Source organism: Psychrobacter pacificensis (assembly GCF_018336615.1).
GTDB lineage: Bacteria > Pseudomonadota > Gammaproteobacteria > Pseudomonadales > Moraxellaceae > Psychrobacter > Psychrobacter pacificensis.
The window spans coordinates 1,058,830-1,084,050 of sequence record NZ_CP048752.1 but is presented as its reverse complement, the minus strand read 5'-3'; the positions used below and the strand labels follow the sequence as shown (position 1 = coordinate 1,084,050).

The following is a 25,221-nucleotide window of genomic DNA, read 5'->3' as shown; positions in this document are numbered from 1 at the left end:
GCGATGGATTTGCGCAGTGATAGCGTAAGCATCGCCTTTTATGTCATTAAATCTCTAACGTCTAATAATAAGGATAACACTATGGCTCTATCACTTAACAAAGGCGGTAACTTATCGCTAACGAAAACTGATCCAAATTTGACCAAGCTACTAATCGGTCTAGGCTGGGATGAGCGCGCCACCTCTGGTGCTGAGTTCGATCTTGATGCCAGCGTATTTTTGCTAAATGGTGCAGGTAAAGTGCGCGGCGACCATGATTTTATCTTCTATAATCAGCTGAAATCTGATAATGGCGCGGTCGAGCACACAGGTGACAACCGTACTGGCGAAGGCGATGGTGATGATGAAGTTATCAAAGTAAACTTAACCCAAGTACCTGCTGACGTTGATAAAGTAGTCGTGACGGTGACTATCCATGACGCTGCTACTCGCAACCAAAACTTCGGTCAGGTAGCCAATGCCTTTATCCGCGTTGTTAACGAAGAAACCGGTACTGAAGTGGTACGTTTTGATCTAGCAGAAGATTACTCTGTTGAGACAGCCATGGTATTCGGTGAAGTATATCGCCATAACGGTGAATGGAAGTTCCGCGCGGTAGGTCAAGGTTATTCAGGTGGCTTACAGGCGATGTGTCATCAGTACGGCGTTGATATCTAGAGCCTTATTTTTATTGGCATTTGGGCTATCAGCCATTCCGATTATCACGTCCAAGATATCAAGCGAGCATCGTTGCAAATAGTCACAATTTTTAATGCCCCAATGACTAGTAATGCTTTACGTTTCGTTTAAAATTATGCATAAAAAGTGGTTAGCAATAACCACTTTTTTGCGGCTTGTGTCTATAATAGACCAGCTTTACGCAACCAGATAGGATGTGTCATGAGACATTTTTATTTAGATATTATCTTCACAATCATTGCCTTAGCAATAGCGGCATGGTGGGGATATTCACATGGCGGTATGGGTGGGATGATAACCACGCTATCGATTACCGCTATTTTGGCCGTCATGGAGATTTCGTTATCTTTTGATAACGCGGTGGTCAACGCTTCAGTCCTTAAGGGCTGGGACGAATTTTGGAAAAAGATATTTTTAACCGTGGGTATTTTAATTGCGGTATTCGGTATGCGCTTGGTCTTCCCTATTGTCATCGTTGCGGTTACCGCTGACCTTGGTATGATGCAAGTGATCGATTTGGCCTTGAACAATCCTCAAGAATACTCAGCCAGATTGATGGCGCACCATGCTGAAATCTCAGCCTTTGGTGGTATTTTCTTACTATTGGTTTTCTTGAACTTTATTTTTGATGACAAAGATGTCCATTGGTTTGACTGGCTTGAGAGCCGTTTGGTCAAGCTAGGCAAAGTCGATGCGATGAGCGTATTTGTTGCGCTTATCGTCTTAATGATTGCGGTATCATGGGCCAGTGCAGAGCAGTCAAGTGCTGTGCTCATTGCTGGCGTTTGGGGCATTCTAGTATACCTTGGTGTACAGGTTGTCTCTGGTATGCTAGAAGGTGATCTCGAAGAAGACTTAGAAAACGAAGGAAGTGGCGCAGCCGCAACCAGCGCTATCATGAAAGGCGGTATCATTGGTTTCTTATACTTAGAAATCCTCGATGCTTCATTCAGTTTCGATGGTGTGATTGGCGCATTTGCCATTACCAATGATGTCATTGTTATCATGCTTGGTCTTGCCATTGGTGCGATGTTCGTACGTTCGATGACTATCTTCTTGGTAGACAAAGGCACGCTTGATGAGTTTATTTATCTTGAGCATGGCGCACATTACGCCATCGGTGCCTTAGCCATCATTATGCTGTTGTCAGTGAAGTTCCATGTACCAGAAATTATTACTGGTCTTATCGGTATTGCCTTTATTGGTTTTGCATTATGGGCGTCGCTGAAACATCGTAAAGCGGAAGCAGCAAGGCTTAATTAGCACCTGTTGTTCGCATGATGCTGTATAGCTTTGAGCAGGTCGTATCATCAGATATGGCCTGCTTTTTTGCGTTATAATGGCAGGCAAACAGGCTGGTCGGTTTTTGCCGAATAAAACCTTTATCTAAATACTTTTATTAATGGATTATTCAGTACAATATTACGTTTAAATTTTATTGAGTTGTCAAGCTTATAGCGGGTCGTACCAACATATCTGGTACGACCCGCTTTTTTTGGTTATGTCTTTGCAACCTAGGGTAGGTTTCTCTTCATTCTATGGCTTAATCCAAAGGAAACAGTCATTAAATAATTTACCTTTGCATAACAATACGTTAACCACTATTGCTAAGATGATTAAAAAGTATCAAAAATGCAGGGTTATTATGTCGCTTAGTAAGCATATAGTAAGCGCACAAAATACGCCTTGCTTAGTGAGCAAACGCTTAGTATAGTAAAACGTAATGATATGCAGGACGTGGTATACAACTAGGTTCTTTACCAGTTGTCCTTTCACATCAGTCACTGCACAACCTTTAATTTATTTTTTCGACCCAATCCACTTAATTATTAATCCAAAGGGTATTTGTATGGCTATTAGCTTAACAAAAGGCGGCAACGTAAACTTATCAAAAGAAGCACCAGGTTTAACCAACATCACAGTTGGTTTAGGCTGGGATCCACGCGCAACTGACGGTCAAGAGTTTGACTTGGACGCTATTGCCTTCTTAATCAACGAAGCAGGCAAAGTCCGTAACGATCAAGATTTTATCTTTTTTAATAATCTAAAGTCAGACAATGGCGCCGTTGAGCACACTGGTGATAACCGTACTGGCGAAGGCGATGGCGATGACGAAAAAATCAAAATAAATCTTGCGAGCATCCCAGCTGATGTAAACAAAGTTGCCATTTGTGCCATCATCTATGAAGGCCAAGCACGTAACCAAAACTTCGGTCAAGTTGGCGATGCTTATATCCGTGTTGTAAACGATAATGGTCAATCTGAAATCGCCCGTTACGACCTATCAGAAGATGGCAGCACTGAAACAGCTATGATCTTTGGTGAGCTATATCGCCACAGCGGCGATTGGAAATTCCGTGCCGTCGGTCAAGGTTTCAGCGGTGGTCTTGGACCATTAGCAGCGTCTTACGGCGTAAACGTGTAACGTTAAATTGACGTAAATATCTAGCGAGCCAAGCGTTGCTATCAGTTTTCTGATAGCAACTCCTATGAGCCATCAAGTGTGCCCTTTTAACGCATTTGATGGCTTTAAATTTAATAGGCTCATCAATATAAAAACGCTAAAACACATAGGTCTATCCCCCCCCACATTAAGAGCACCTATCAAAGATATTAGAATAAGGATTTGCACCCCATGGCCGCAACATTCAGTTTAATCGGTACTATTGAGCCTTTTTTGCATTGTAATCTCAAAAAAGGTGATTCAATTTATTGTGAAGCCAATGCAATGGTAATGATGGAGTCTAACCTTGAGCTAAAAGGTAAGCTACAAGGTGGACTGATGCAATCGCTTATGCGCCGCTTTGCCAATGATGAATCGTTATTTCAACAGCAGATTGAAGCAGTCCATGGCGAAGGCGACTGTTTGCTTGCCCCCACACTAGATGGCGATATGCAAATCATCGAGGTGGGATCACAGCAATATACCTTGAGTGATGGTGCTTTTGTCGCGGCGCAAACTGGCGTTGATATCAGAGCCAATATTCAGCGTAATCTAGGCGGCGCGGTATTCGGTGATAATGGTGGCTTTATGGTCATGCAGACGCAAGGAAAAGGTCAGGTTGTGGTATCTGGTTTTGGCTCATTGTTTGAGATTGAGGTCACCCCAGACAAAGATGTCATTATTGATAATGGTCATGTGGTTTGCTGGGATTCGAACCTCGACTATAAGCTGTCTGTCTCGACCAGCAAGAAAAAAGGCATCATGAGCAATATCATCAATTCCGTCACCAGTGGCGAGGGTATGGTTCTGAACTTTTCAGGAAGCGGTAAAGTCATTATTTGCTCGCGCAATCGCGACAGCTATCAAGGTTGGCTGCAGAGTGTCTTAGGAACGAGCTCAGGCGGTCGCGGCGGCGGCGGTGGTTTTTTAGATAATATCTTATAGCGTTTTTTAGAACTATGTTTAAGCAGTTTTACTCACAATTATTATAAGGATACTCACATGGCAGTTAGTCTACAAAAGGGACAGAAAATCTCCCTAAGCAAAGAAGCAGGCGGCGAGCTGACTCAAGTCAAATTAGGTCTAGGTTGGGATGTCGCTCAAAATCCACAAGACAAAAAAGGTGGCTTTTTAGGTAAATTATTCGGCGGTGGTAGCGGCGGCGATTCTATCGATTTGGATGCTTCGTGCATTATGTTTGACGCAAACAAACAAGCGGTCGATGCTATCTGGTTCAGTCAGCTTAAATCAAAAGATGGCAGTATCGTCCATACAGGCGACAACCGTACTGGCGACGGCGATGGCGATGATGAAGTCATCGACGTTGATCTCTCAAGAGTCCCAGCCAACGTGACTTCATTAGTGTTTACGGTCAATAGCTTTACCGGCCAGACGTTTGAGACGGTAGAAAACGCGTTTTGCCGTATCGTTAATGCCAATAACAACAGCGAAGTAGCTCGCTACAACTTATCGGCACAAGGTGGACATACTGCTATGGTGATGGCAAAAGTCTATCGGCATAACAATGAATGGAAAATGCACGCTATTGGCGAGACTGCGTCTGGTCGCACTTTCCATGATTTAATGCCTGCAATTACGCCGCACGCATAACTGAGTTGAGCCTTTAACTGGAGTATTACTAATCCAGTTGAATAATTTATTTCAAAAAAGAGCGGCCCATCTATCAATAGATGGGCCGCTCTTTTTATCAATGGGCTTTTACACTATAGTCAATCCTAAATAAAACAGATACATTATATATTAAGGTGGAACTGGTCTAAATTTTCCTTGCGTGCTGTACCTACGCTGCTCGATGCTGCGAAAAATTTATCCCAGTCCCGCTGTATCGTTTTTATACTGAATTCACTATAAAAGAGTATTATTAACGCTGTTATTTACGACCACGCTTCCAGCTAAACCCCCAGTTAAAGGCCTTATCCATTTCCTGATGCCCTTTAAAATACTGATTGATACGCTCGACATTGATACTGCCTTGCTGATTGACCAAACGCGCGATGGCACACATCGGCAAGTTACTAGCCCCTTCTGTTAAACGGGTCTCAATCGGTGACTGATCGGGTACATGAATGGTCACGACGCCATCGGTTTTTTCCCAGTTTGGCGCGCCCTCATAAATAAAGGCAAAGATAAATACCTCCTCAATCTGTGACCACTGCTTACCATTGATATCAAGCCACTCACCGCCACTCACCTGCCCCGTTCTATCATCGGCTCGCAGGCATACATAAGGCGCTGATTGCAGGCTACCAAAGCGATTACCCAGTGCTTGAATCAGGGTTTTTTCGCCGTTTTTTAGATGAATCATCGCGCCAACATCTAGATCTATACCGCTTGATTGATGCTGTTTGAACAGATCACCCAATAGGCCTTTCTTGGGTGCTGACTTATTACTCTCTGGACGTTGGTTCCAGTCTAAGTTCACTGAGATTTTGCCAAAATCATCGCGCTTTTTCAGATTGATGCTGGACTGATTTTTGGTTAAAGTGATTTTGTTTAGGTTGACCGACGGGGTCGCAGGAATCGGTGGCGGAGTACTCGCTTGAGAGGTATTGTCTGCTTTTTGCGTATTAATCAGCTGAGCCTGATTTTGCGTTGTATTTTGGGGTGCTGGCGCATCATCAGCAATCTCAACGCCAAAGTGCTCCGACAACGGTTTTAGGCCGCCATTAAATCCTTGCGCGATAAAGCGAAACTTCCAGTTGCCTTGTCTGCGATAACACTCCGCCAAAATAATGGCTTTTTCATTACGCCCAGCACTGCTCAGCTGACAAGTCATCAATACCTGACTGCCTTGTAGTACCTGAATATCGACATCGCCGACTTGTGCCAGCGTTTGCTCGCTAGAGAATGCCAAAGCAATCTTGTCGATATTGGCAGGCTGCGCGGGCAAATTGATATCAAAAAATCCGTCACTGTCGTGACCACGAAAACTAACATTGCCATCATCGCTACGTTTCTGACCATAAAATATCATGTCACCATCGCCGCGTACTTTGCCATCAGTCGTCAGACGATAAGCGGCGCAATCAATGGCGTTTTGGCTTAAGATGCGGACACTAATATTATCAGTTGGTAATGGCGCATTAGCACCTGCGATCAGTTGCTGAGGTTGATTCATCATACGTCCTTTAGATTCTTTATTATGTTGTCGTCATTGTCATTGGCATGCGAACTATCGTCATATAGTAGCATGAATAATAGAAGAATTTTAAACCGACCAACCGCTTTACAAAAGGCAAAACCCCCTCTTACAAATCCTTTTGGCTATTTCATCAGGGGCATTTATAACCTGTGCCATTTGTATATAATATATGCTGCTGAATGATCAAATTTTGACTATACTGCCGCCAGTTTTCAATAACCGTATCCACTCATCCAACTCCCTACATATGATAATAACGCTGAGAGAATTATGACTAACCTTGCTAACGATAGCGTCCACTCCACATCAATAGCTGCTTGGTTAGCTGAAGGTCAATCCAGCCAGCGCGATATGTTAGAGAGTTTGCAGAACTTAAAAAGCAAATCTAGCACCCCTTTTAATATTATTGCCTCACACCGTCATAACCGACCTGAGATTTTTGAATTTGCTGATAGGGTCTATCGCGAACCATATCCAGAAAAAGCAGCCATAGAGGATGAGGCACAAGAGACAACTGAGCCTGTTATACCTCGCTGGCAATTCGTCTTGGAACACGCCAAAGAGCACAACGTCAAAGTATTATTAACGGGGCGCAATGGGGTCGATTATGAAGCGCATCGTGAGGTATTTGAGGCCGCTGGTATTCGTTTGCTTACAGGCGCAACCAGCGTAGCAGCATTAGAGTCAATCGAGGATAAGTTTGCCTTTATGCAGCAATGTCACCAACACAATATCCCTGTCGCTGATGCTTGGCGCTTTGATAATGTGACAGAGCTGGAAGCATTACTTGCCGAACACGGTCATCAGCCCCTATGTGTCAAACCAGTTGTTGGTATTTTTGCTCAAGGGTTTTGGCGCTTGGACTCAGGTAAAGAACCTGATGAACACTACGATAGTTTTGAGCATTTGTACTTTACCGAAGAGAAAAAAATCAATACCGCGCAGTTTATGCACGCTTATAAAAACAGTCTAATGGTACGTGAGCGCCCTATTCCTATGCTGCTTATGCCTTATCTATCAGGGCAGGAATACTCTATCGATGTGGTCTGCGAATACGGTGAAGTATTGGCCGCTGTCACGCGCTATAAAACCGGCAAAATCCAGCATATCGGCTATGAGCAATCCGTCATGGATGTGGTGACCCCATTGATTAAAGCCTTTGGCTGTGACGGTATCGTCAGTGTGCAGACCAAAGCTGATGATGACGGTCAGCACCGTGTGCTTGAGATCAATAGCCGCCCGTCTGGTGGTATTGGTTACACGACGCATAGCGGTGTGGATTTGACACAGGTCGGATTTGGCTATTGGCTTGGTCTAGCTGATAAGCCAACACTGGCTGATATCATGCAACAAATAATACCCTGTCAAGTACGCTCCATTATGGTAGGCGTAAAAATCGAAGATACTGTTTCTGAATAAACCATAAGCCAGTAACATAGATGGCGACTGACCACCTAACGCATACTTAATAAGAGGTAGAAGATGACAGCACAGACCACACTCGTGTTAGGCGCTAATGCTGTTATCGCAGACGTGCGCTGCTCGGTCGCATTTTCTAGCACTTCTCCGCTTAAGTTTGGACAGCAGCTTGGGCTACTTTGGTTGCCATTAGATGCCAATCGTCAGGCTGTTTGTAGCCCTGCTTATTTACATGAGCCCAAAGACTGGGCAACGATAGATGATGCCAATAACCCAAGCAAATGGCAGCTTAATCTACCCAAATTGTTTGAGCAACAAGGTGTGCATTTTTTACAGCTGATTGCTTATGCTTACGATGAGCCTAGCCTGAACTTGCCTGCGGTTGAGCTAAGCAATGTTTGCTTAACACTGAATGATGGCGCACTTCGCTACGACTTTACAGCGCGCGAACGCCACGTCAAAGCTGCGATTATACTAGAGATATATCAGCGGAATGGACAGTTTAAATGTTGGGCGCTTGGCGAAGCTTCGACCCAAGGTTTGACGAGTCTTGAGCAGCGAGTACAAGTCAGTCTTGATGTTCGTCCACCCAACACACATGCACGTATCCAAGCAGCACAGCAACAGCAAGCCTGCCCTCACAATGAAATGCGTCCGCCTCGTCACGTGCAGGCAGGTGAGACATGGACAGGGACGGCATTTGCCATTGATCCGCACCACTTGCTCACCTGCTATCATGTGATTGAGTCAGCTCAAATGATTGGCATACGTCAGCAAGGTCAGCCTGATGGCGAGGCACAAGTCGTGCTCAGTGATTTCGGTAGCGACTCCGCTATTATCAGAGTCAGTGACCCCCTGCCCAGCCATATACCATTGGCACAGCAAAGCAGTGACATATTGGGTGAGACCATTACTACATTAGGATTTCCATTATCAGGGCTAAGCAGTCAACTACAAGTCACACAAGGCTGTATCTCAGGGCTAACGGGCTTAAACGATGATATTCGTTACCTTCAGTTTACCGCGCCCATTCAGCCTGGCTCTAGTGGTAGTCCTTTACTACTACCAACTGGTGAGGTCGTCGGCATGGTGACTGCCAGTCTCGTTCATGAAAACGCCCAAAACATGAACTATGCGGTGAAATTTCAGTTATTATCTGCGCTTCTTGCGAGCGCTGGTATCAGTTTGGAGAGTAAGGCTGATTCATCAAGCGCCATACCGTTGACGACACCGCAACTGAGCAAACAAAGTCGCAGTGCATTATGGCTGGTTGGCTGTCAGGGTTAAGAAGTCTATACCTATATAACTATTACAGGTACAAAGGAATTTGAATGTTAAATAAGCAACACAGCAAGAGCATCACCCTACCTCGCGGCACCCTTGATCTGACCTATCAGACCAACTCAATGGCTAACAAAAATAGCCTGAAACAAAACGACAGTTATCAATTAGAAGATCTGCTTGGTTTTGCTCAGCGTATTAATCCAAAACGGGCGTTTTTGTTTGTCTCCAAAGTATTGGGCCGTCATATCCCCGTGGCACCCAGCACGATGCGAGATGCGTTTACTGACTTGGCCAATTTAGTTCCTAGCGATTTGCCCAAGCCAATTTTAGTTATTGGTATGGCAGAGACCGCTGTTGGTCTATCCGCTGGCGTGCATCAAGCACTACAAACACGTTATCCAAATGCGTTATTGCTAAACTCTACGCGTCACACGCAGCATAGTGACAATAACTCCGAAGCGTTACTAACAACGTTTAATGAAGATCACAGTCATGCCAGCCAGCATTTAATTTATCAAAGTACAGATAGCGTCACGCAAGAGCAGCTACTCGCTAGCAAAACGCTGATTATGGTCGATGATGAAGCATCAACAGGCAATACTTGTGTCAATGTCGTCACGGCCTTACGTGAGGCAGGGCTCACTCAGCTAGAGCAAGTACATCTAACGACTTTGGTTGATTGGTCATTGGATCAAGAAAATACAAACCAGCAGACAGATGACATTATGCCTGCGCGTATGGCAGATCGCTTAACTGGTATTGAGTTTCATCGCCATCACTTACTGTCAGGCGCATGGCAATGGACAGACGCGCCCAACCCAGAGCCTATCACCATGCCATCGGTTGATACCACTGCCGCTGGTAGTCAAGCGCTTGGATTTACAGGTAACTGGGGACGTTTTCCCACATTAAATAGCACAGATGGCTTTAATAACTATCTTTCGAGCTTTCAGGCTGCATTTGCAAGCTTCCATAATCAAGACAGCTTTGATGTCACTCAATTGCCCAAAAAAATATTGGTGTTGGGTAGCAATGAGTTTGTTTGGTTGCCGTTTTTGTTGGCGGAATGGCTTGAGACAACATCTCAAAGCCTCAAAGCTGACACAAATGCTATCGTGAAATTTAGTGCATTAACTCGCTCACCGATTGCGCTTGGCGGCGCCATTACTACGATGCTGAGCTTTCATGATAATTATGGGCTTGGCATGACCAACTTTGCTTATAATGTTGACCCTGACGAGTGGGAGTTGATTGTGTTGTGTGTGGAGACAGCTGCTGATAGCGTCGATGCGATGTGGCGCGGTTTGAATAATGTGTTGGTGGTAAGTCCGACAATTTAAACCATTCTTTAACTTTCATACTTACTGTTTATGGACGACGTCATGACTATCCCATTTTTCAAGCCCAGCGCCGATATTATCAAACCCTATGCCTTAATGGATTTGGACGATACACTTTTTCAAACCCAGCGCAAGATTGATGCTTGGCAAGTCCCGACTGCAGAGCCAGAATACTTGGTTTGTGCGACGGTCAATAAGCAAAACGAGCCACTAAGCTTTATGAGTCAGCGCCAAGCGACTTTTTTTAATTGGCTACTCAATAGCACTGAATTAATCGTAGTAACAGCACGTGACCGCAGTGAGATCAAACGCGTGAAACTACCATTCGACAGTTGGCAAGTATTGACCCATGGTGCCATTATTTTAACGGCTGATGGGCAGTTACTAAGCGCGTGGCAGCAACATATGCATAGCAAGCTTGCACCGTTGCAAGATAAGTTAAACCAACTAAGCGAGCTGTTTGCTAGTCATAGCAAAAGTGAGCAGAGTCATTTGGTATTTACGCCGCATGTCGATAGCTTTAATAATGGGTCTGTAAATGAAGAATTAACGATTTATCTAGCGATCAAACACGCGCAAAAAGACCATCAAGCATTAGTTGAACTGGCCAAAAAACTGCCCACGTTAATACGCGATTTTGAGCAAGATTTTTATGTGCATGTGAATGCCAATAATCTAGCGATATTACCGCACGCGGTACACAAGCGCCATGCTGTACAGTTTTTATTAGACAATCATTTAGACCATCAGCGTCCCAGTTTTGGTTTTGGTGATAGCTTGGCAGATTTGCCTTTTTTGCAGCTGCTTGACTGGTACGGTATGCCAAGCCGCGGTCAGATGCATGAGCAGTATCCGTCTTAGCCATCTGTCTAATTATTTGGGCTAGAACATCAGCCCAGAAAATTAGCCAAAAAACAGACACAGAACCTCTCTTTTATCATCACGAGTGCTATTATTCATACTATGACTTTACCTAACATACAGACCAACAGAGCCAATCTAAACAATTACGGCTCAGGTAGCTACCTTGCCAGCGATGTGACCGTCCTGCTCGATATCGTCGATAAAGACGCTGTTGCTGATGTGCCCGTCAGTCAAAAAGAGGCACTCATTCAAAGTGGGCAACGTCACTACTCTGATATGTTGACCTTGGAGCAAGCGCCTACCGCGATGCATGAAGAGCTATACCAACAGGCACTAGCGCAAGGTGGCAAGAGAGCCGCAACTGATATTGCACGCTTAGCGCATACCCTACATCATGTCTTTTGTCATGATGTCAGTGACGAGCATCCGCTAGTCTTGATTAGCTTGGTACGGGCAGGTCTGCCGATTGGTGTGCTATTGCAGCGTGCGTTATCTGACACAGATAGCAGCTATCATTTGCCAAGTATACATTATGGTATCAGCATCATTCGTGATCGTGGGCTGGATCCTGTAGCGCTACAAATGCTGCTTGACGCTTACCCAAACAGTCCGATTGTATTTGTCGATGGCTGGACAGGTAAAGGCGCGATTTATAAAGAGCTGGCTCGTAGCTTAGACGTATTTAGCGACACGGCTCATGCCAACTTTGCCAATATTTTTCATCAAGGTGCTGATGTCATTCCGCTACTGACTCTTGCCGATCCAGCGGGCGTTGCTTGGCTCGCGGCGAGCGCGGAAGATTGGTTAATTCCATCGGGTTTGTTAAATAGTACCGTATCAGGACTGATTTCACGCAGCCTATACACCGAGCCGTCATCTGGTCTCCATCGCAGTGTCTTTTACGAGGATTTGATAGACGCAGATCATAGCGTGGCATTTATCGATCATGTTGATGCAGCCAGACGCTCACTGAGCACACTTCCAAAGCGTTTGTCAACCTATCAGCAGCCGCGCTACCAGACGGCAGCGTTAATAGATGCGCTCGCCACGGACTATGACATTACCAATCGCAACCGTATTAAGCCGACTATCGCCGAGGCAACACGCGCTATCTTGCGCCGCGATCCCGAGCGTATATTGCTCGCGACCGCGGCGCATCCCGATACCATACTACTGCGTCATTTATGTGCGCAGCGAGGCATCACTATTGAGGTATTAGGTGATAAAATATACCCTTATCAAGCCATCACTCTGATCAAGCAACGCTCCAAAGACAGTTAATGCTTTTGGCTTGAGCACCACTAGCGCGATTGAACGCTTGCCCTTTATCCCTCTATTTATGATGCCAACTATGTCAGATATAACAAACAACGAGTCAGCGACTTACCTTGACACTCAGTCCTATGATACCCAGTCTTATGTGCATCTGATTACTGAGCGTCATGCGATGGTCAGACCGCACACGCACCACCCCTACCAGCTGGGTGCTAGCCTATATATGCCTGCCACTCGCCAAGATATCTGGCAAGTCATCAAGCGCGACAAGCTACCAACGATCAATAGTATTATTATCTGTTTAGAAGATGCCGTTAGTAATGAAGATGTGGAGTTGGCACTTGAGCGTTTGCGCACGCTACTGGGTACGTGGGCTGAGCATGTCAATAGCATCAATGATCCATCGCGAGCTGCTGCTATTCATACTCAGCATCCAACACGTCCACTGGTTTTTATACGTCCGCGTAGCCCAATGATGCTACAGCAATTGGCTGATTATGCGCATATTGATCTCATTGATGGTTTTGTCATGCCAAAAGTCGATATGTATAGCTTATCCAATTGGCGCATGGCTTGTCAGAACCTCAGCGTTGATCATCTGCTGATGCCGACACTTGAAACCGCTGCATTATTCAATCCGCATCATAATCAAGAGCTGGCGATTGCCTTTAAAGAAGCGTTTAGTCAGCCAGTATTTGCGCTACGTATCGGGGGTAATGACTTATTTGCCGCATTGCGCCTGCGTCGTCCAAAGAATAGCATTGTCTATGATACGCCTATCGGCACCCTTGCCTATCAGCTGCTTGGCTGCTTCGTACCGCATGGTTTTTATCTGACAGCGCCAGTATTTGAGTACTTGGACCAGCCAACCCTCTTTATGCAGGAGCTAAATCATGATGTCAGTTTGGGGCTGGTCGGTAAAACGGTCATTCACCCGAGCCAAATTGCACTGGTGCAGCAAGCCTACTGCGTGCCACTCAGTACATTAGATGAAGCACAAGCGATCCTGCACTCTGAGGCCAAGGCGGTGTTTAAGTACAACAACACCATGCTAGAACCTGCGACCCACCGGGCATGGGCAACCGAAGTTGTCAATCGTGCAGAAGCATTTGGCACCATTGATGATGGCCACAGCCAATATAGCTCACGAATGTAATCGTTAACTATGTGATACTTCAATACGATGCAAAAAGCCGCTACCTTTTATTAATAGCGGCTTTTTTTTGTACATCTTTATAGACTACTGCTTAAACAACCTAACAATACAAAACCTTCCTTTAACCGCTAAACATTACACGCAGTTTTCCAAAAACTGACTGAGCACTCGGTTCACTTGATCAGGCTCTTCCACTGTTGAGGTATGACCTGCGCCTTTAATAATGGCAAGCTTCGACCCAGCGATAGCAAAATGCATACGCTCAGACTTTTCATAAGGCGTCGCTGCATCCTCATCACCGACTACAATCAATGTCGGTGTCGTGATATTACCCAATTGCTCATAAGTGCCAGTGCGATCGATGACACCCATTGTTGCCTTAACGACACCGCCCTTACGATTGCTTTGCAGCATCGTCAGCCACTGTTTGCGATCAGATTTGCGCAGCTTATCGGCCAAAAAGGTACTGCCAAACATAATCGGCATGACTTTTTTGCTCACACGCTTCATCCCAAGCCAGCGAATGGCTTTGACTAACTTACGATACTGCGGGACATTTTTTGGATCTTCAGGGTCGGCTGATGTCTCAAGCAGCGTGAGTGATAATAGCAACTCCGGTCGTTTGAGCGCGATACGCTGAGCAACGAACCCGCCCATGGATAATCCAACGAAATGACATTTATCAATACCCAGTGCGTCAAGTAACCCTAGCGTATCTTCGGTCAATGTCTCCATATCATAGCCAGATTTGGTAATCTGTGACTGACCCTGCCCTCGAAAATCAAACGCAATGCAGCGATAGTCCGTTTGAAAATATTCTACTTGCTTGTCATACATCTGCGAGCTCCACAGCAGACCATGGGCAAACACGATAACGGGTTTTTGCGTGTCATTGGGCGCGCTGTCTTCATAATAGATATCGACATGGTTGACTTTTATTGTTGGCATAATCACTTCCTTGTTTGGTGAAAACTTTGATTAATCAGTTGGGCTGCGCATGACCTAACGCGCTACCTGCATAGTAGCATAATCTATTAATAAGTCAGGAACTCACCTTTTTATGAACCATGGGTATTATCTGTATCTTATTCATACACTCTTTTTGTTCATACAGGCATGGCAGTCTATACGAGCAGCTCAAAGAGCTAACCGCCATGTAGATGTGTCTTAAGCGCCCACAAAACCTGCTTTTATAATGCGCGCAAGCTGCTATAGTAATCAACATTACGTTATTTGTTATCACCAATTTGTACCACTATTTTTTATACCTAGGCACAAAACAACCATTTAAAACTGTTATTGAAAATAAGGAAATCTCAAATGTCACAGTCTATCGTTGATTATCAAGTGAATAATCACATTGCCACCATTACGTTTAACGATCCAAAAAGCTTAAATGCGTTTGGCACGCCACTAAAAAACAACGTGTTAATAGCGCTAGATAAAGCAGCGGCTGATGATCAAGTACGAGTCATTATCTTGCAAGGCGCTGGTGGTAATTTTTCAAGTGGCGGTGATATCAAAGAGATGTTATCTGAAGGATTGGATAAGGACATTATTTCAAACAAACTAAAGGGCATGGTAGAAGGCGCAGGCGAAGTCAGCTTAAAGCTACGTAATGTCCATAAACCCATCATTGCCAAATTAGAAGGTGCCGTAGCAGGGGCTGGCATGAACTTAGCGCTTACCTGTGATTTTCGTATCGCAGCGGATAATGCAAAGTTTGTCCAAGCCTTTGTCAATATTGGTTTAGTGCCAGATGCAGGCGGTATTTATTTATTGAATCAATTGGTTGGTACAGCAAAAGCCACTGAGCTTGTGATGCTGGGTGATAAGCTAAAAGCAGAAGATATGGCACGCTTAAATCTGGTCAATCAAGTGGTTAGTGCAGAAGAGCTAGACGCCACCGTTCAAGCATTGGCTCTAAGATTGAGCCAGCTTCCAGGTAAAGCCCTAGCCTCTATGAAACATATGTTCAATGTGCACGCGTTTATGGGTTTGAACGAGGCATTAGATATGGAAGTGGAGCAGCAGACCATGATGGCAAAAACCGATGACTTTATCGAAGGCGTCAGCGCCTTTATTGAAAAGCGTAAACCAGTTTATCAAGGTAAATGATTGAGTAGTAAGCGGGTTGATTTGACGGCTAAATTTATTCATAACTAAATAACTCGCTATTTATAGTATCAAAAAAAAGGGCTGCCAATATGGTAGCCCTCTTTTCGTTTATGTCTGCGGTTAAGAAGCAGATACTGACTTATAGTGATACGGTAAGGTAAATATCTTGTCAAAAATAAAGGTGAATACGAAATTATAAATTAAGAAAAACACTAGCAAGGCAGCTTCCATCATAAACGCTTGGAATAAGCCAACGTGATACCAAATCATATATAGCGGTAAGCAAATCAAAACCAAACCGACTTCAAAACCAAACGCATGAGCACTACGTATCCATAACGTACGACACGCAATATGCCTGCGACGCTCCCATGCTTCAAAAGCAGTATTATATAGAAAGTTCCAAATAACGGCTGCTAGAGAGACCATCATCGCAACGGGCAATGATTCTGACGCCTTGCTATTGCTCAGCTTCATCAATACAAAGGTAGAGGAGATAATTGCGACAATCTCGAACACAGTTACGTAGACAATACGACGTCTAAACGGTGATAATGTAATCATCAACCAAAACTCCAAAGCACCTATTCTTAAACAAAGAAGTACGTATCAAAGTATCGGTCCGTCCCGAGATAGAAAAGATAAAAAAGAGGTAAGCGAAGTGCAGAGCCACGGTTTCCGCCTGCCCTTATATTATACAGAAGATAGTGAGAGAAATCAGCTGGTGCCTTCATAACAAAAACCCCGCATCATGACGATACGGGGTTTTGTTTACTTAAAAACGGCTAACTCAATTTTTAACCAAAATTAGGTCAACTGAGCAACGTTGATTTTGTCTGCTTCTTCCGTATAGTCTTCCATACGGTCGAAGTTCATGTATTGATACACTTCATCACCCATGCTGTTGAGCATGCCAGCATACTGCTGATACTCGTCGTTAGTCGGCAATTTACCAAGTACGGCGGCGACTGCGGCAAGCTCTGCAGATGCTAGGTATACGTTCGCGCCTTGACCCAGACGGTTCGGGAAGTTACGAGTTGATGTTGATACCGCAGTAGACTTCGGTGCGATACGTGCTTGGTTACCCATACATAGTGAACAACCTGGCATTTCAGTACGAGCGCCGGCTTGTGCGTAGACGTTGTAGTAACCTTCTTCCATCAACTGGCGTGCATCCATCTTAGTAGGCGGTGCAATCCATAGACGAGTCTTGAGGCTACCTGCTGGTACGTCTTGTAGCAATTTACCAGCGGCACGGAAGTGACCGATGTTGGTCATGCACGAACCAATGAATACTTCATCAATGGTATCGCCTGCCACGTCTGCCAAGGTCTTGGCATCATCTGGATCGTTCGGGCAGCAAAGGATAGGCTCTTTGATCTCGCTCATATCGATAGTGATGTCGATAGCATATTCAGCATCATCATCCGCACGCATGAGGCTTGGGTTTGCAAGCCACTCTTGCATGGCTTCGATACGGCGGCTGATGGTACGCGCATCGCCATAGCCTTCTGAAATCATCCACTTAAGCAGCGTGATGTTTGAGTTTAGGTACTCAGTTACTGAATCTTCAGACAAGGTAATGGTACAGCCAGCCGCACTACGCTCCGCAGACGCATCAGACAGCTCGAACGCTTGCTCAGCGGTCAAATCTTCTAGACCTTCGATCTCAAGGATACGACCGTTGAACTCGTTGATTTTACCTTTCTTATCAACCGTCAAGTAGCCTTCTTTGATCGCTTGATAAGGAATCGCATGTACGAGGTCACGCAAGGTGATACCAGGCTGACGCTCACCAACGAAACGAACACGGACAGACTCAGGCATATCAAGTGGCATCACACCAGTCGCCGCTGCGAAAGCAACCAGACCAGAGCCTGCTGGGAACGAGATGCCCATTGGGAAGCGAGTATGTGAGTCACCACCAGTACCAACGGTATCTGGCAGTAGCATACGGTTAAGCCACGAGTGAATGATACCATCACCTGGACGTAAGCTGACGCCACCACGGTTCATGATAAAGTCAGGTAGTGTGTGCTGAGTCTCAACGTCAACTGGTTTTGGATAAGCCGCAGTATGACAGAATGACTGCATCACGAGATCCGCTTGGAAACCCAAACATGCCAAGTCTTTTAGCTCGTCACGTGTCATTGGGCCAGTCGTATCCTGAGAGCCGACCGTAGTCATCTTAGGCTCACAGTACATACCTGGACGTACGCCTTCTAGGCCACACGCTTTACCAACCATTTTTTGCGCTAGCGTAAAGCCTTTACCCGTATCGGCTGGCTCTTCTGGCTTAGCAAACACGTCTGAGTGACCAAGACCCATGTATTCACGCGCACGGTTGGTCAAACCACGACCAACGATCAATGGAATACGGCCACCAGCACGCACTTCATCAAGCAATGTTGGCGAGCTTAGCGTAAACGTTGATAGCACTTCATCAGAGTCATGCTTGGTGATTTTGCCGTCATGTGGGTAGATGTCAAATACATCACCCATATTTAGGTTATCAACCGCGACCTTTTCGATTGGCAATGCGCCAGAATCTTCCATCGTGTTGAAGAAAATCGGAGCGATGTTGTTACCGAGTACTAGACCGCCACCACGTTTGTTTGGCACGTTAGGAATGTCTTCACCCATCAGCCATAGCACTGAGTTGGTCGCAGACTTACGGCTAGAGCCGGTACCGACAACGTCACCAACGTATGCAAGTGGGTGGCCTTTTTCTTTTAGCTCATCAATAAGTTTCATTGGACCACGCACGCCCTCTTCGTCAGCAGTAATGCCGTCACGAGAGTTTTTGTGCATGGCTAATGAATGCAATGGGATATCAGGACGGCTCCATGCGTCTTGCGCTGGTGACAAGTCATCCGTGTTGGTCTCGCCAGTAACTTTGAACGTCGTGTAAGTGGTTTTCTTTGGTACTTCAGGGCGATTCAAGAACCATTCTGCGTCAGCCCAAGATTGAACGACTTCTTTAGCAATGGTGTTGCCCGCTTCGGCTTTTTCAGTCACGTCATTGAACGCGTCAAATACGAGCAAAGTTTTCTTTAATGCTTCAGCAGCGTCTTGTGCGACTTCGCTGTCATCTAGTGCCGCAACCAATGGCTGTACATTGTAGCCACCTTGCATCGTACCTAGGATTTCAACCGCTTTTTGCTTGCTGATCAATGGTGATGACGTCTCACCTTTTAAGATAGCTGCCAAAAATGCCGCTTTGACGTAGGCTGCTTGGTCTACACCAGCAGGGATACGGTTTTCTAGCAAGTTCATCAAAAATGCATCTTCGCCTGCTGGCGGGTTCTTTAGTAATTCAACCAACTCTGCTACTTGTTTTTCGTTCAATGGTAGCGGAACCGTTCCTAGCTCAGCACGTTCTTCGACATGTTTACGATAAGCTTCTAACACAATAGTCGTCCTCGTCAGTTGGGATTTAGCACATTACGTGGGTAGTCAGCATGACCGCCTGCGTCTATATACTATAGAAAATAATTATCCGTGCAATCATAGCTTAAAACGCTCTAAATGTTAATGGCTGAGCCTTCAAAAGGCTCATAGTAAGGCCATATCCAACATTTATTATAAAAATAGTCCCATCAATAATATGATTGCACGCCTTATAATCGCTCGTATTTACGTACCTGCACTGATTGATAAAAACTTGCTTTATGAGTGCGCAGACACCATATGACTGTTATACGCTTTTATCAGACATTTCTATAAGACATCAAAGGACAGCCAATATGGATAGCAACACTAACTATGATAATGGCCTCAAGGTACGCACAGAAGTGATGGGTGAAGCACATGTCAAACGCTCGCTTGATACGGCGACTGGATTTACTCAGCCGCTGCAAGACTGGATTATAGAGCACGCGTGGGGCAGCACATGGCAAGATGAGTCAGTACTACCACGCAAATATCGCTCACTGATTACCATTGCTTTTTTAATTGCGCAAAAAAGCCCAAATGAGTTAAAAGGACATATCAGAGGCGCTATTAATAATGGCGCTAGCGTCGCTGAGATTCGCGAAGTGCTGATGCATAGCCTCCCATACTGCGGCGCACCTGCCACGCAAGAAGCGTTTCGCGCGGCTATCAAAGTGTTTAATGAGATGGGTATAGATATTGACAACTTAAACAAAAAGCCATAGCACAAAAGGTTGAATAATAAACCCTGAGCGCAATATCTGTTATAATAAAGACACCTATAAAGCATGCTGATAATTCCATAAACCCTTATACTATAAAGGGTTAAGAGATCATTGATTATGACTACTGCCGTACAAACCCATATTCCTGCGCCAAGAGTAAAACCAAAAAAAGCCATTCAAGGCGAAAAACTACGTGGCTACGATAAAGTCGCGCGCATCCCAATTAAAGTAATCCCGACAGTCGAAGCGAAGAAAAAGCCGGATTGGATTCGAGTAAAAATGTCCTCACCTGCCGAGGTGGCGCGTATCAAAGCCAAACTACGCGAACAAAAGCTCTATACTGTTTGTGAAGAAGCCGCTTGCCCGAATCTTGCGCAGTGCTTTGGTGACGGCACCGCCACCTTTATGATTATGGGTGATATCTGTACTCGCCGCTGTCCGTTCTGTGATGTCGGTCATGGTCGCCCGAACGAGCTTGATAAAGATGAGCCGCGCCACACTGCTGAAACCATTCAAGGCTTGGGTCTTAAATACGCCGTGATTACGTCTGTCGATCGTGATGATCTAAAAGATGGCGGTGCTGGACATTTTGTAGAAGTGCTAAACGAGTCAAGAGCGCTTAGCCCAAATTGTTTGATCGAGATCCTTGTACCCGATTTCCGTGGTCGTATGGATATTGCATTGGACTTACTGACAGAGACTGCGCCAGATGTGTTTAACCACAATATTGAAACCGTGCCACGTCTATACAAAGCCTTCCGTCCAGGTTCTGATTATCAGCATTCACTCGACTTGCTTAAGATTTATAAAGAACGTCGCCCTGATATCGCGACCAAATGCGGCTTTATGGTTGGCCTCGGCGAGACCGAAGAAGAGGTCTATGCGCTACTTGATGATCTAAAAGCGCATGACGTCGATATGATCACGATTGGTCAGTATCTACAGCCTAGTAAGAACCATGCACCTGTTGACCGTTATGTCCATCCAGACGAGTTCCAACGCTATATGGACTACGGCAAAAAGATTGGCTTCTTTAGCATTTGGGCAGGCCCAATGGTACGCTCAAGCTACTTTGCCGATCGTCAGTACTATGGCGAAGATTGCCCAGCACCTATCCGCAGCAAAAAAGCATTAGAAGCGGAAGGCAAACTTGGCTGCTAATTTAGCCATACGGTGATATAAAACCGCCGCTAACCACTGTTGCTACACGCTATCGTTAATACAGTTGTTAAAACACAAAAAGGGTGAATAACAAATCTGTTATTCACCCTTTTTTATGACTTACTCTAATATCAGTGGCTAAAACTAAACACTCACTGTCGGCGTTGGTGCCGCACTTGTCTTTATATTGAATACCGCAATACTAAGTACAATCACACCGCCTACGATACCTGTCATCAACTCAGGATAAATCAATAACAAGGCACCAATCGCTAAGATGATACGGGTTATGGTATTCATCTCACCTCTGAAGTACCCCTCAAGCGCTGAGCTTAATGCAATCACACCTGTCACTGAGGTCACAACGACTGTGATAATATCCAAAATAGGCGGTAGCGGGAAGTCTTTCGCCGTAACTGCCAGACCAGTTGGATCTATCATGAGCATCGTCGGACTATAAATAAACATAAACGGTACGATAAATCCGGCAAGTGCCAGTTTGAGCGACAAGAACCCTGTTTTCATCGGGTCGCCACCAGAGATACCCGCACCAGCAAAAGCTGCTAGACACACAGGCGGGGTAATATTGGCAAAGATACCAAAGTAGAAGACAAACATATGCGCTGACAAGATTGGAATATCAAACCCTGCCAATGCCGGGGCTGCCATGGTCGCGGTAATGATATAGGCAGGAATAGAAGGTAGCCCCATGCCCAAGACCATTGAAGCTAACATCGTCAAAATAAGCGTAAAGAACAACGACCCTGCGCCTAAGGTCACGATAGAAGATGTCATTACCGTACCAAAGCTGGTCAGACTGACCACGCCAATGATAATACCGACGACTGCACAAGCCGCCATAACCGCGAGCGACTGGCGCGCACCGTCTTCTAATGCACCTAAAATATCAGAGAAGCTCATACGTGTTTCAGCACGTAGCATACTGATTACCACGGTAAAACCAATCGTATAAGCAGCTGCATATCCCACAGGTACATTTCTGATTAATAAGAAAATCAAGAAGACAATCGGTAATAGCATGTGACCGCGAGCTTTTAACACTTCTTTTACCGCGGGTAAGCTCTCTTTGGCGATACCTTTTAGGTCACGACGTCCAGCGCGGAAGTGCACTTGTGCAATGACCCCTAAGTAGTACAATATCGCAGGCAACAAAGCGGCAAGCGCAATCGTACTATACGGCAGACCAGTGGTCTCCGCCATAATGAACGCACTGGCTCCCATAATCGGTGGCAAAATCTGTCCGCCAACCGAGGCACTGGCCTCAACCGCGCCTGCAAAATCTTTATGATAACCAACCTTTTTCATCAATGGAATGGTAAAGGCACCCGTACTTACCACGTTTGATAATGCAGAACCATTGATACTGCCCATAAAGCCACTAGAAATCACCGCGACTTTTGCAGGTCCTCCTTTTTTGTGACCTGCGATGGCTAATGCCAAATCATTAAACAGCTGTCCCATTCCTGAGCGTGCCAAGAATGCACCAAAGAGAATGAACAAAAAGATAAAGGTCACTGACGCGCCAATCGCAACAGAATACAGACCTTCGGTTTTTAGAAACAATTGACCAAAAATATCGCCCATATCATAAGGGCGAGTCAGCAATCTATCAGGCATGAAATCCATGTGACTAACAAACGGATAGGCCAAAAATATCCCTGCCAATATTGGCAAAATCCAACCGGTGATACGGCGACTGCCTTCTAGCACACAGACCACAGTGATCAGTGAAAATATCACATCAAGCGGATTAGCCATACCGCCACGCGAGGTCACAATATCCTGATACTCGTAGATCAAGTAGCTCATACCAGATAAAGACAATAAAAACCAAATCCAGTCATACCAAGCGACGCGACTGCGGCTGCTATTTTTACTGGCGGGGAAAATCAAGAAAATTAAGGCAAAACCAACACCGACGTGTACAGAGCGCTGTAGCAATGCAGGCATCGGGTTAAAGGTAATATAAAGATGAAAAAGTGAATAGAGTATACAAATACCAGCAATGAAATACTTTACTGGCCCTTGCGTAATATGACGTGTGATTGACTCTCGGTCATATTTTTCCAGTACTGCTTTGTTGATCGCATCTGCATCAGCATCTTTATCAACATTGGCATCTGGCGTGGTATTCACGCTACCGTGATCCGTCACTTGGGAGTTCATGACACAAGTCCTTTTTAAATCTATCAATTAAACCATACGTCTTAGGCATGATCACCACTTCAGAATAATCCGGCACCCACTGATGAATCAAAAAACGGTGACCAGTATAATCGATCTCGCCTTTGGTCAGTCTAGAGACTACCCAATTTAGGCTAGGTAGTTTTTCATTGATTTGGTAACCCAGATAGCCAAGTTTTTGTATGGGGGCCAGGGGTTCGGTCGAAGGCGTACCAGCACCAAATGCTTCAAAGTATGTGGTGGTGAGGAGTAGCATAGCCTCTTCTGTGCTGCTTTTTTCTATGCGTTGGTACTGCTCTTCCCACCACTGCTTTTCTACAGAATGTATCCAGCGCAGCTGAAAGTCAGGGTCAGTGAAATAACATACCTTGTCGTCGCTACCCGCTATCGCAACACGCACTTCGACCACAGACTGACGCGCGACACCTATCCATAGGGTCAAAAAAACCAGCGCTGCAATACATGCTGCGCCAGTCGATAACCATAATAAATTATTTGGCGGCTTGTTCGTCATAGTACTTTTTAGCGCCAGGATGAATTGGAGCGACCATACCTTCACTAGCCGTCTCTAGACTGATATCGTTGGCTGCTTGGTGTGCCGTTTTTAGACCGTCCAAGTTATCAAACAACGCTTTGGTCAGTTTATAACCATCGGCTTCAGAAAGATCAGAGTTCACCAATAATGCATTCATGATTGCGGCAGTTGGAATCGCAGCATCATTGCCATACGTTCCAGCAGGGATTTCAAAGGTTTTGAAGTAAGGCTTGGTTGCAATGATTTCTTTTAGCTTGTCTTGGTCGATAGAAACCAACTGCAAATCCACGCCTTGCTCAAGCTCCATAAGCGATGAGTTTGGCAGACCACTACTAAAGAATGCGGCTTCGATTTTGCCCGCTTTCATGCCATCAGCAGCTTCAGCAAAACCCAAATAATCGACAGTGATGTCATCATAAGTGATACCAAACCCTTCTAGTAGGGTTCGCGCATTGACTTCGGTACCAGAGCCTTGATCACCAACTGCGATGCGCTTGCCCCTTAAATCTTCGATGGTTTTGATACCCGTGTCTTTTGTCGTCACGATTTGTACGACGTTAGGATACAAAACGGCAATTTGCTGGATGTTGTCAATAGGCTTATCGAAGTTGTTTTTGCCTTCGACCGCGTCCGTGACCACGTCACTGAGTGCCAAGACCATGTCCACTTTGCCTTGGGTCAATAGATTGACGTTTTCGACCGATGCGCCTGTGGTTTGTGTCTTTGAGTTGACCCCAAAGTTTTTGACATAGACTTCGGACAATGCAGTGCCGATGATGTTATAAGGGCCAGACGCACCGCCTGTGGCAATGGTTAGGAACTTAGTATCGAGTGTATCGGTAGCCGCATCAGCTGACGTACTATCCGCAGCAGCCGTCTCATTGCCTTCTGAGCTTGGCGATGAGCAGGCGGTTAAGCCTAGCATGGCGCTTAATATCGCTGAAAAAAGTAAGGGAGATTTTAGAGAAGTGAGCATTGAGTTCATCCTTGAAATAATCTATTTAATACAATAAACGGCATTAATATATAGGTATTAATCCGTTACACCTGAGTAATAATATAGCAATTTTTGTGATAAATAAACCAAAGACTGTTTTCTCTTTTGCTTTCAATGCCTTATATTTCAGGCTTTTTGAGAAAATACTTGCATCTTTTATCATAGCCAAAACTTATATTGTTTCGCTATGTGAAACTTAGTTTCAACTTTATTTAACCAAATTTCGATGCTGTTGTAAACCTTTATCACGGTTTATGTGCATGCATTACGCTGTATATAGTCAATCCACTATAAAAGCGTTACAGCGTTAACCTCGCTTGAAGTATGACATAGATATTAAGTTCTAGTAATATAGGTTTCAGTCTTGTCCAGTGTTCATCTTTGAGCATGGTGCGAGGCATAGCGAACGATATCTTTTTTGCCATC

General features: G+C 45.1%; 21 protein-coding genes. 14 read left to right on the top strand and 7 right to left on the bottom strand.

The genetic code is table 11. The features are described from left to right. Positions 1-81 precede the first annotated feature (81 nt). From GYK50_RS04710 to GYK50_RS04690, 5 genes are all read left to right on the top strand, one after another. Entirely contained in the window at positions 82-657 is a 576-nt protein-coding gene (locus GYK50_RS04710; RefSeq protein WP_058024753.1) for a TerD family protein, read from the top strand. A gap of 222 nt (positions 658-879) precedes the next feature. Next, the gene (locus GYK50_RS04705; protein WP_071001908.1) at positions 880-1,941 is read left to right on the top strand and encodes a DUF475 domain-containing protein; all 1,062 of its coding nucleotides are present in this window, start codon (positions 880-882) and stop codon (positions 1,939-1,941) included. 586 nt (positions 1,942-2,527) lie between these two features. After that, complete coding sequence (locus GYK50_RS04700; RefSeq protein ID WP_071001909.1) at positions 2,528-3,103, top strand: TerD family protein; 576 nt, start codon at positions 2,528-2,530, stop codon at positions 3,101-3,103. Between the two features lie 210 nt (positions 3,104-3,313). Then, positions 3,314-4,066 carry a TIGR00266 family protein gene (locus GYK50_RS04695; RefSeq protein ID WP_071001910.1) on the top strand — a complete coding sequence of 251 codons (753 nt, stop codon included), beginning with the start codon at positions 3,314-3,316 and terminating at the stop codon, positions 4,064-4,066. Positions 4,067-4,123: 57 nt separating this feature from the next. Next, positions 4,124-4,732, top strand: a complete 609-nt coding sequence (locus GYK50_RS04690) for a TerD family protein (protein ID WP_071001911.1) — start codon at positions 4,124-4,126, stop codon at positions 4,730-4,732. 280 nt (positions 4,733-5,012) lie between these two features. On the opposite strand, the gene GYK50_RS04685 is transcribed toward GYK50_RS04690, so the two are convergent. Further along, the gene (locus tag GYK50_RS04685) at positions 5,013-6,260 is read right to left on the bottom strand and encodes a TerD family protein (protein ID WP_212564364.1); all 1,248 of its coding nucleotides are present in this window, start codon (positions 6,258-6,260) and stop codon (positions 5,013-5,015) included. 294 nt (positions 6,261-6,554) lie between these two features. On the opposite strand from GYK50_RS04685, the gene GYK50_RS04680 reads away from it, so the two are divergent. The 6 genes from GYK50_RS04680 (at position 6,555) to GYK50_RS04655 (ending at position 13,622) form a co-directional block, all read left to right on the top strand. After that, positions 6,555-7,703: an ATP-grasp domain-containing protein gene (locus GYK50_RS04680; protein WP_212564363.1), complete on the top strand. Its 1,149-nt coding sequence runs from the start codon at positions 6,555-6,557 to the stop codon at positions 7,701-7,703. Between the two features lie 63 nt (positions 7,704-7,766). Continuing rightward, positions 7,767-8,990: a S1 family peptidase gene (locus GYK50_RS04675; protein WP_212564362.1), complete on the top strand. Its 1,224-nt coding sequence runs from the start codon at positions 7,767-7,769 to the stop codon at positions 8,988-8,990. 44 nt (positions 8,991-9,034) lie between these two features. Next, complete coding sequence (locus GYK50_RS04670) at positions 9,035-10,327, top strand: phosphoribosyltransferase domain-containing protein (protein ID WP_212564361.1); 1,293 nt, start codon at positions 9,035-9,037, stop codon at positions 10,325-10,327. Positions 10,328-10,369: 42 nt separating this feature from the next. Further along, entirely contained in the window at positions 10,370-11,188 is an 819-nt protein-coding gene (locus GYK50_RS04665; protein WP_186474205.1) for an HAD hydrolase family protein, read from the top strand. Positions 11,189-11,290: 102 nt separating this feature from the next. Further along, on the top strand, positions 11,291-12,472 hold the full coding sequence (locus tag GYK50_RS04660) for a cysteine protease StiP domain-containing protein (protein ID WP_212564360.1): 1,182 nt from the start codon (positions 11,291-11,293) through the stop codon (positions 12,470-12,472). A 70-nt stretch (positions 12,473-12,542) separates the two neighbouring features. Then, positions 12,543-13,622: an HpcH/HpaI aldolase/citrate lyase family protein gene (locus tag GYK50_RS04655; protein WP_212564359.1), complete on the top strand. Its 1,080-nt coding sequence runs from the start codon at positions 12,543-12,545 to the stop codon at positions 13,620-13,622. A gap of 135 nt (positions 13,623-13,757) precedes the next feature. On the opposite strand, the gene GYK50_RS04650 is transcribed toward GYK50_RS04655, so the two are convergent. Further along, the gene (locus GYK50_RS04650) at positions 13,758-14,570 is read right to left on the bottom strand and encodes an alpha/beta fold hydrolase (protein WP_212564358.1); all 813 of its coding nucleotides are present in this window, start codon (positions 14,568-14,570) and stop codon (positions 13,758-13,760) included. Positions 14,571-14,942: 372 nt separating this feature from the next. Here GYK50_RS04650 and GYK50_RS04645 point away from each other — a divergent pair, with 372 nt between their 5' ends. Continuing rightward, on the top strand, positions 14,943-15,740 hold the full coding sequence (locus tag GYK50_RS04645) for an enoyl-CoA hydratase/isomerase family protein (RefSeq protein WP_093068033.1): 798 nt from the start codon (positions 14,943-14,945) through the stop codon (positions 15,738-15,740). 120 nt (positions 15,741-15,860) lie between these two features. On the opposite strand, the gene GYK50_RS04640 is transcribed toward GYK50_RS04645, so the two are convergent. Together GYK50_RS04640 and acnB are read right to left on the bottom strand one after the other, a co-directional pair. Continuing rightward, positions 15,861-16,304, bottom strand: coding sequence for a PACE efflux transporter (locus GYK50_RS04640; protein ID WP_212564357.1), 444 nt, complete (start codon positions 16,302-16,304; stop codon positions 15,861-15,863). Between the two features lie 243 nt (positions 16,305-16,547). Further along, positions 16,548-19,151, bottom strand: a complete 2,604-nt coding sequence (acnB, locus tag GYK50_RS04635) for a bifunctional aconitate hydratase 2/2-methylisocitrate dehydratase (RefSeq protein ID WP_212564356.1) — start codon at positions 19,149-19,151, stop codon at positions 16,548-16,550. 335 nt (positions 19,152-19,486) lie between these two features. On the opposite strand from acnB, the gene GYK50_RS04630 reads away from it, so the two are divergent. Next, complete coding sequence (locus GYK50_RS04630) at positions 19,487-19,897, top strand: carboxymuconolactone decarboxylase family protein (protein ID WP_093068025.1); 411 nt, start codon at positions 19,487-19,489, stop codon at positions 19,895-19,897. A gap of 117 nt (positions 19,898-20,014) precedes the next feature. Further along, entirely contained in the window at positions 20,015-21,058 is a 1,044-nt protein-coding gene (gene lipA / locus GYK50_RS04625; RefSeq protein ID WP_186474195.1) for a lipoyl synthase, read from the top strand. Between the two features lie 144 nt (positions 21,059-21,202). Here lipA and GYK50_RS04620 read toward each other — a convergent pair whose 3' ends face one another. From GYK50_RS04620 to GYK50_RS04610, 3 genes are read right to left on the bottom strand one after another with little or no spacing between them, the layout of a single operon-like run. Next, positions 21,203-23,245 (bottom strand): TRAP transporter permease, encoded by a 2,043-nt coding sequence (locus GYK50_RS04620; RefSeq protein WP_201587703.1) that lies wholly within the window; start codon positions 23,243-23,245, stop codon positions 21,203-21,205. Further along, the gene (locus tag GYK50_RS04615; protein ID WP_212564355.1) at positions 23,217-23,777 is read right to left on the bottom strand and encodes a DUF1850 domain-containing protein; all 561 of its coding nucleotides are present in this window, start codon (positions 23,775-23,777) and stop codon (positions 23,217-23,219) included. Before GYK50_RS04615 ends, GYK50_RS04620 begins: the two co-directional genes overlap by 29 nt. Further along, positions 23,755-24,774, bottom strand: a complete 1,020-nt coding sequence (locus GYK50_RS04610) for a TAXI family TRAP transporter solute-binding subunit (RefSeq protein WP_212564354.1) — start codon at positions 24,772-24,774, stop codon at positions 23,755-23,757. Before GYK50_RS04610 ends, GYK50_RS04615 begins: the two co-directional genes overlap by 23 nt. Positions 24,775-25,221: the final 447 nt, after the last annotated feature.

Coding starts and splice junctions, on each gene's coding strand:
- GYK50_RS04710 (WP_058024753.1), top strand. CDS start 82: ATGGCTCTATCACTTAACAAAGGCGGTAACTTATCGCTAACGAAAACT.
- GYK50_RS04705 (WP_071001908.1), top strand. CDS start 880: ATGAGACATTTTTATTTAGATATTATCTTCACAATCATTGCCTTAGCA.
- GYK50_RS04700 (WP_071001909.1), top strand. CDS start 2,528: ATGGCTATTAGCTTAACAAAAGGCGGCAACGTAAACTTATCAAAAGAA.
- GYK50_RS04695 (WP_071001910.1), top strand. CDS start 3,314: ATGGCCGCAACATTCAGTTTAATCGGTACTATTGAGCCTTTTTTGCAT.
- GYK50_RS04690 (WP_071001911.1), top strand. CDS start 4,124: ATGGCAGTTAGTCTACAAAAGGGACAGAAAATCTCCCTAAGCAAAGAA.
- GYK50_RS04685 (WP_212564364.1), bottom strand. CDS start 6,260: ATGAATCAACCTCAGCAACTGATCGCAGGTGCTAATGCGCCATTACCA.
- GYK50_RS04680 (WP_212564363.1), top strand. CDS start 6,555: ATGACTAACCTTGCTAACGATAGCGTCCACTCCACATCAATAGCTGCT.
- GYK50_RS04675 (WP_212564362.1), top strand. CDS start 7,767: ATGACAGCACAGACCACACTCGTGTTAGGCGCTAATGCTGTTATCGCA.
- GYK50_RS04670 (WP_212564361.1), top strand. CDS start 9,035: ATGTTAAATAAGCAACACAGCAAGAGCATCACCCTACCTCGCGGCACC.
- GYK50_RS04665 (WP_186474205.1), top strand. CDS start 10,370: ATGACTATCCCATTTTTCAAGCCCAGCGCCGATATTATCAAACCCTAT.
- GYK50_RS04660 (WP_212564360.1), top strand. CDS start 11,291: ATGACTTTACCTAACATACAGACCAACAGAGCCAATCTAAACAATTAC.
- GYK50_RS04655 (WP_212564359.1), top strand. CDS start 12,543: ATGTCAGATATAACAAACAACGAGTCAGCGACTTACCTTGACACTCAG.
- GYK50_RS04650 (WP_212564358.1), bottom strand. CDS start 14,570: ATGCCAACAATAAAAGTCAACCATGTCGATATCTATTATGAAGACAGC.
- GYK50_RS04645 (WP_093068033.1), top strand. CDS start 14,943: ATGTCACAGTCTATCGTTGATTATCAAGTGAATAATCACATTGCCACC.
- GYK50_RS04640 (WP_212564357.1), bottom strand. CDS start 16,304: ATGATTACATTATCACCGTTTAGACGTCGTATTGTCTACGTAACTGTG.
- GYK50_RS04630 (WP_093068025.1), top strand. CDS start 19,487: ATGGATAGCAACACTAACTATGATAATGGCCTCAAGGTACGCACAGAA.
- lipA (WP_186474195.1), top strand. CDS start 20,015: ATGACTACTGCCGTACAAACCCATATTCCTGCGCCAAGAGTAAAACCA.
- GYK50_RS04620 (WP_201587703.1), bottom strand. CDS start 23,245: ATGAACTCCCAAGTGACGGATCACGGTAGCGTGAATACCACGCCAGAT.
- GYK50_RS04615 (WP_212564355.1), bottom strand. CDS start 23,777: ATGACGAACAAGCCGCCAAATAATTTATTATGGTTATCGACTGGCGCA.
- GYK50_RS04610 (WP_212564354.1), bottom strand. CDS start 24,774: ATGCTCACTTCTCTAAAATCTCCCTTACTTTTTTCAGCGATATTAAGC.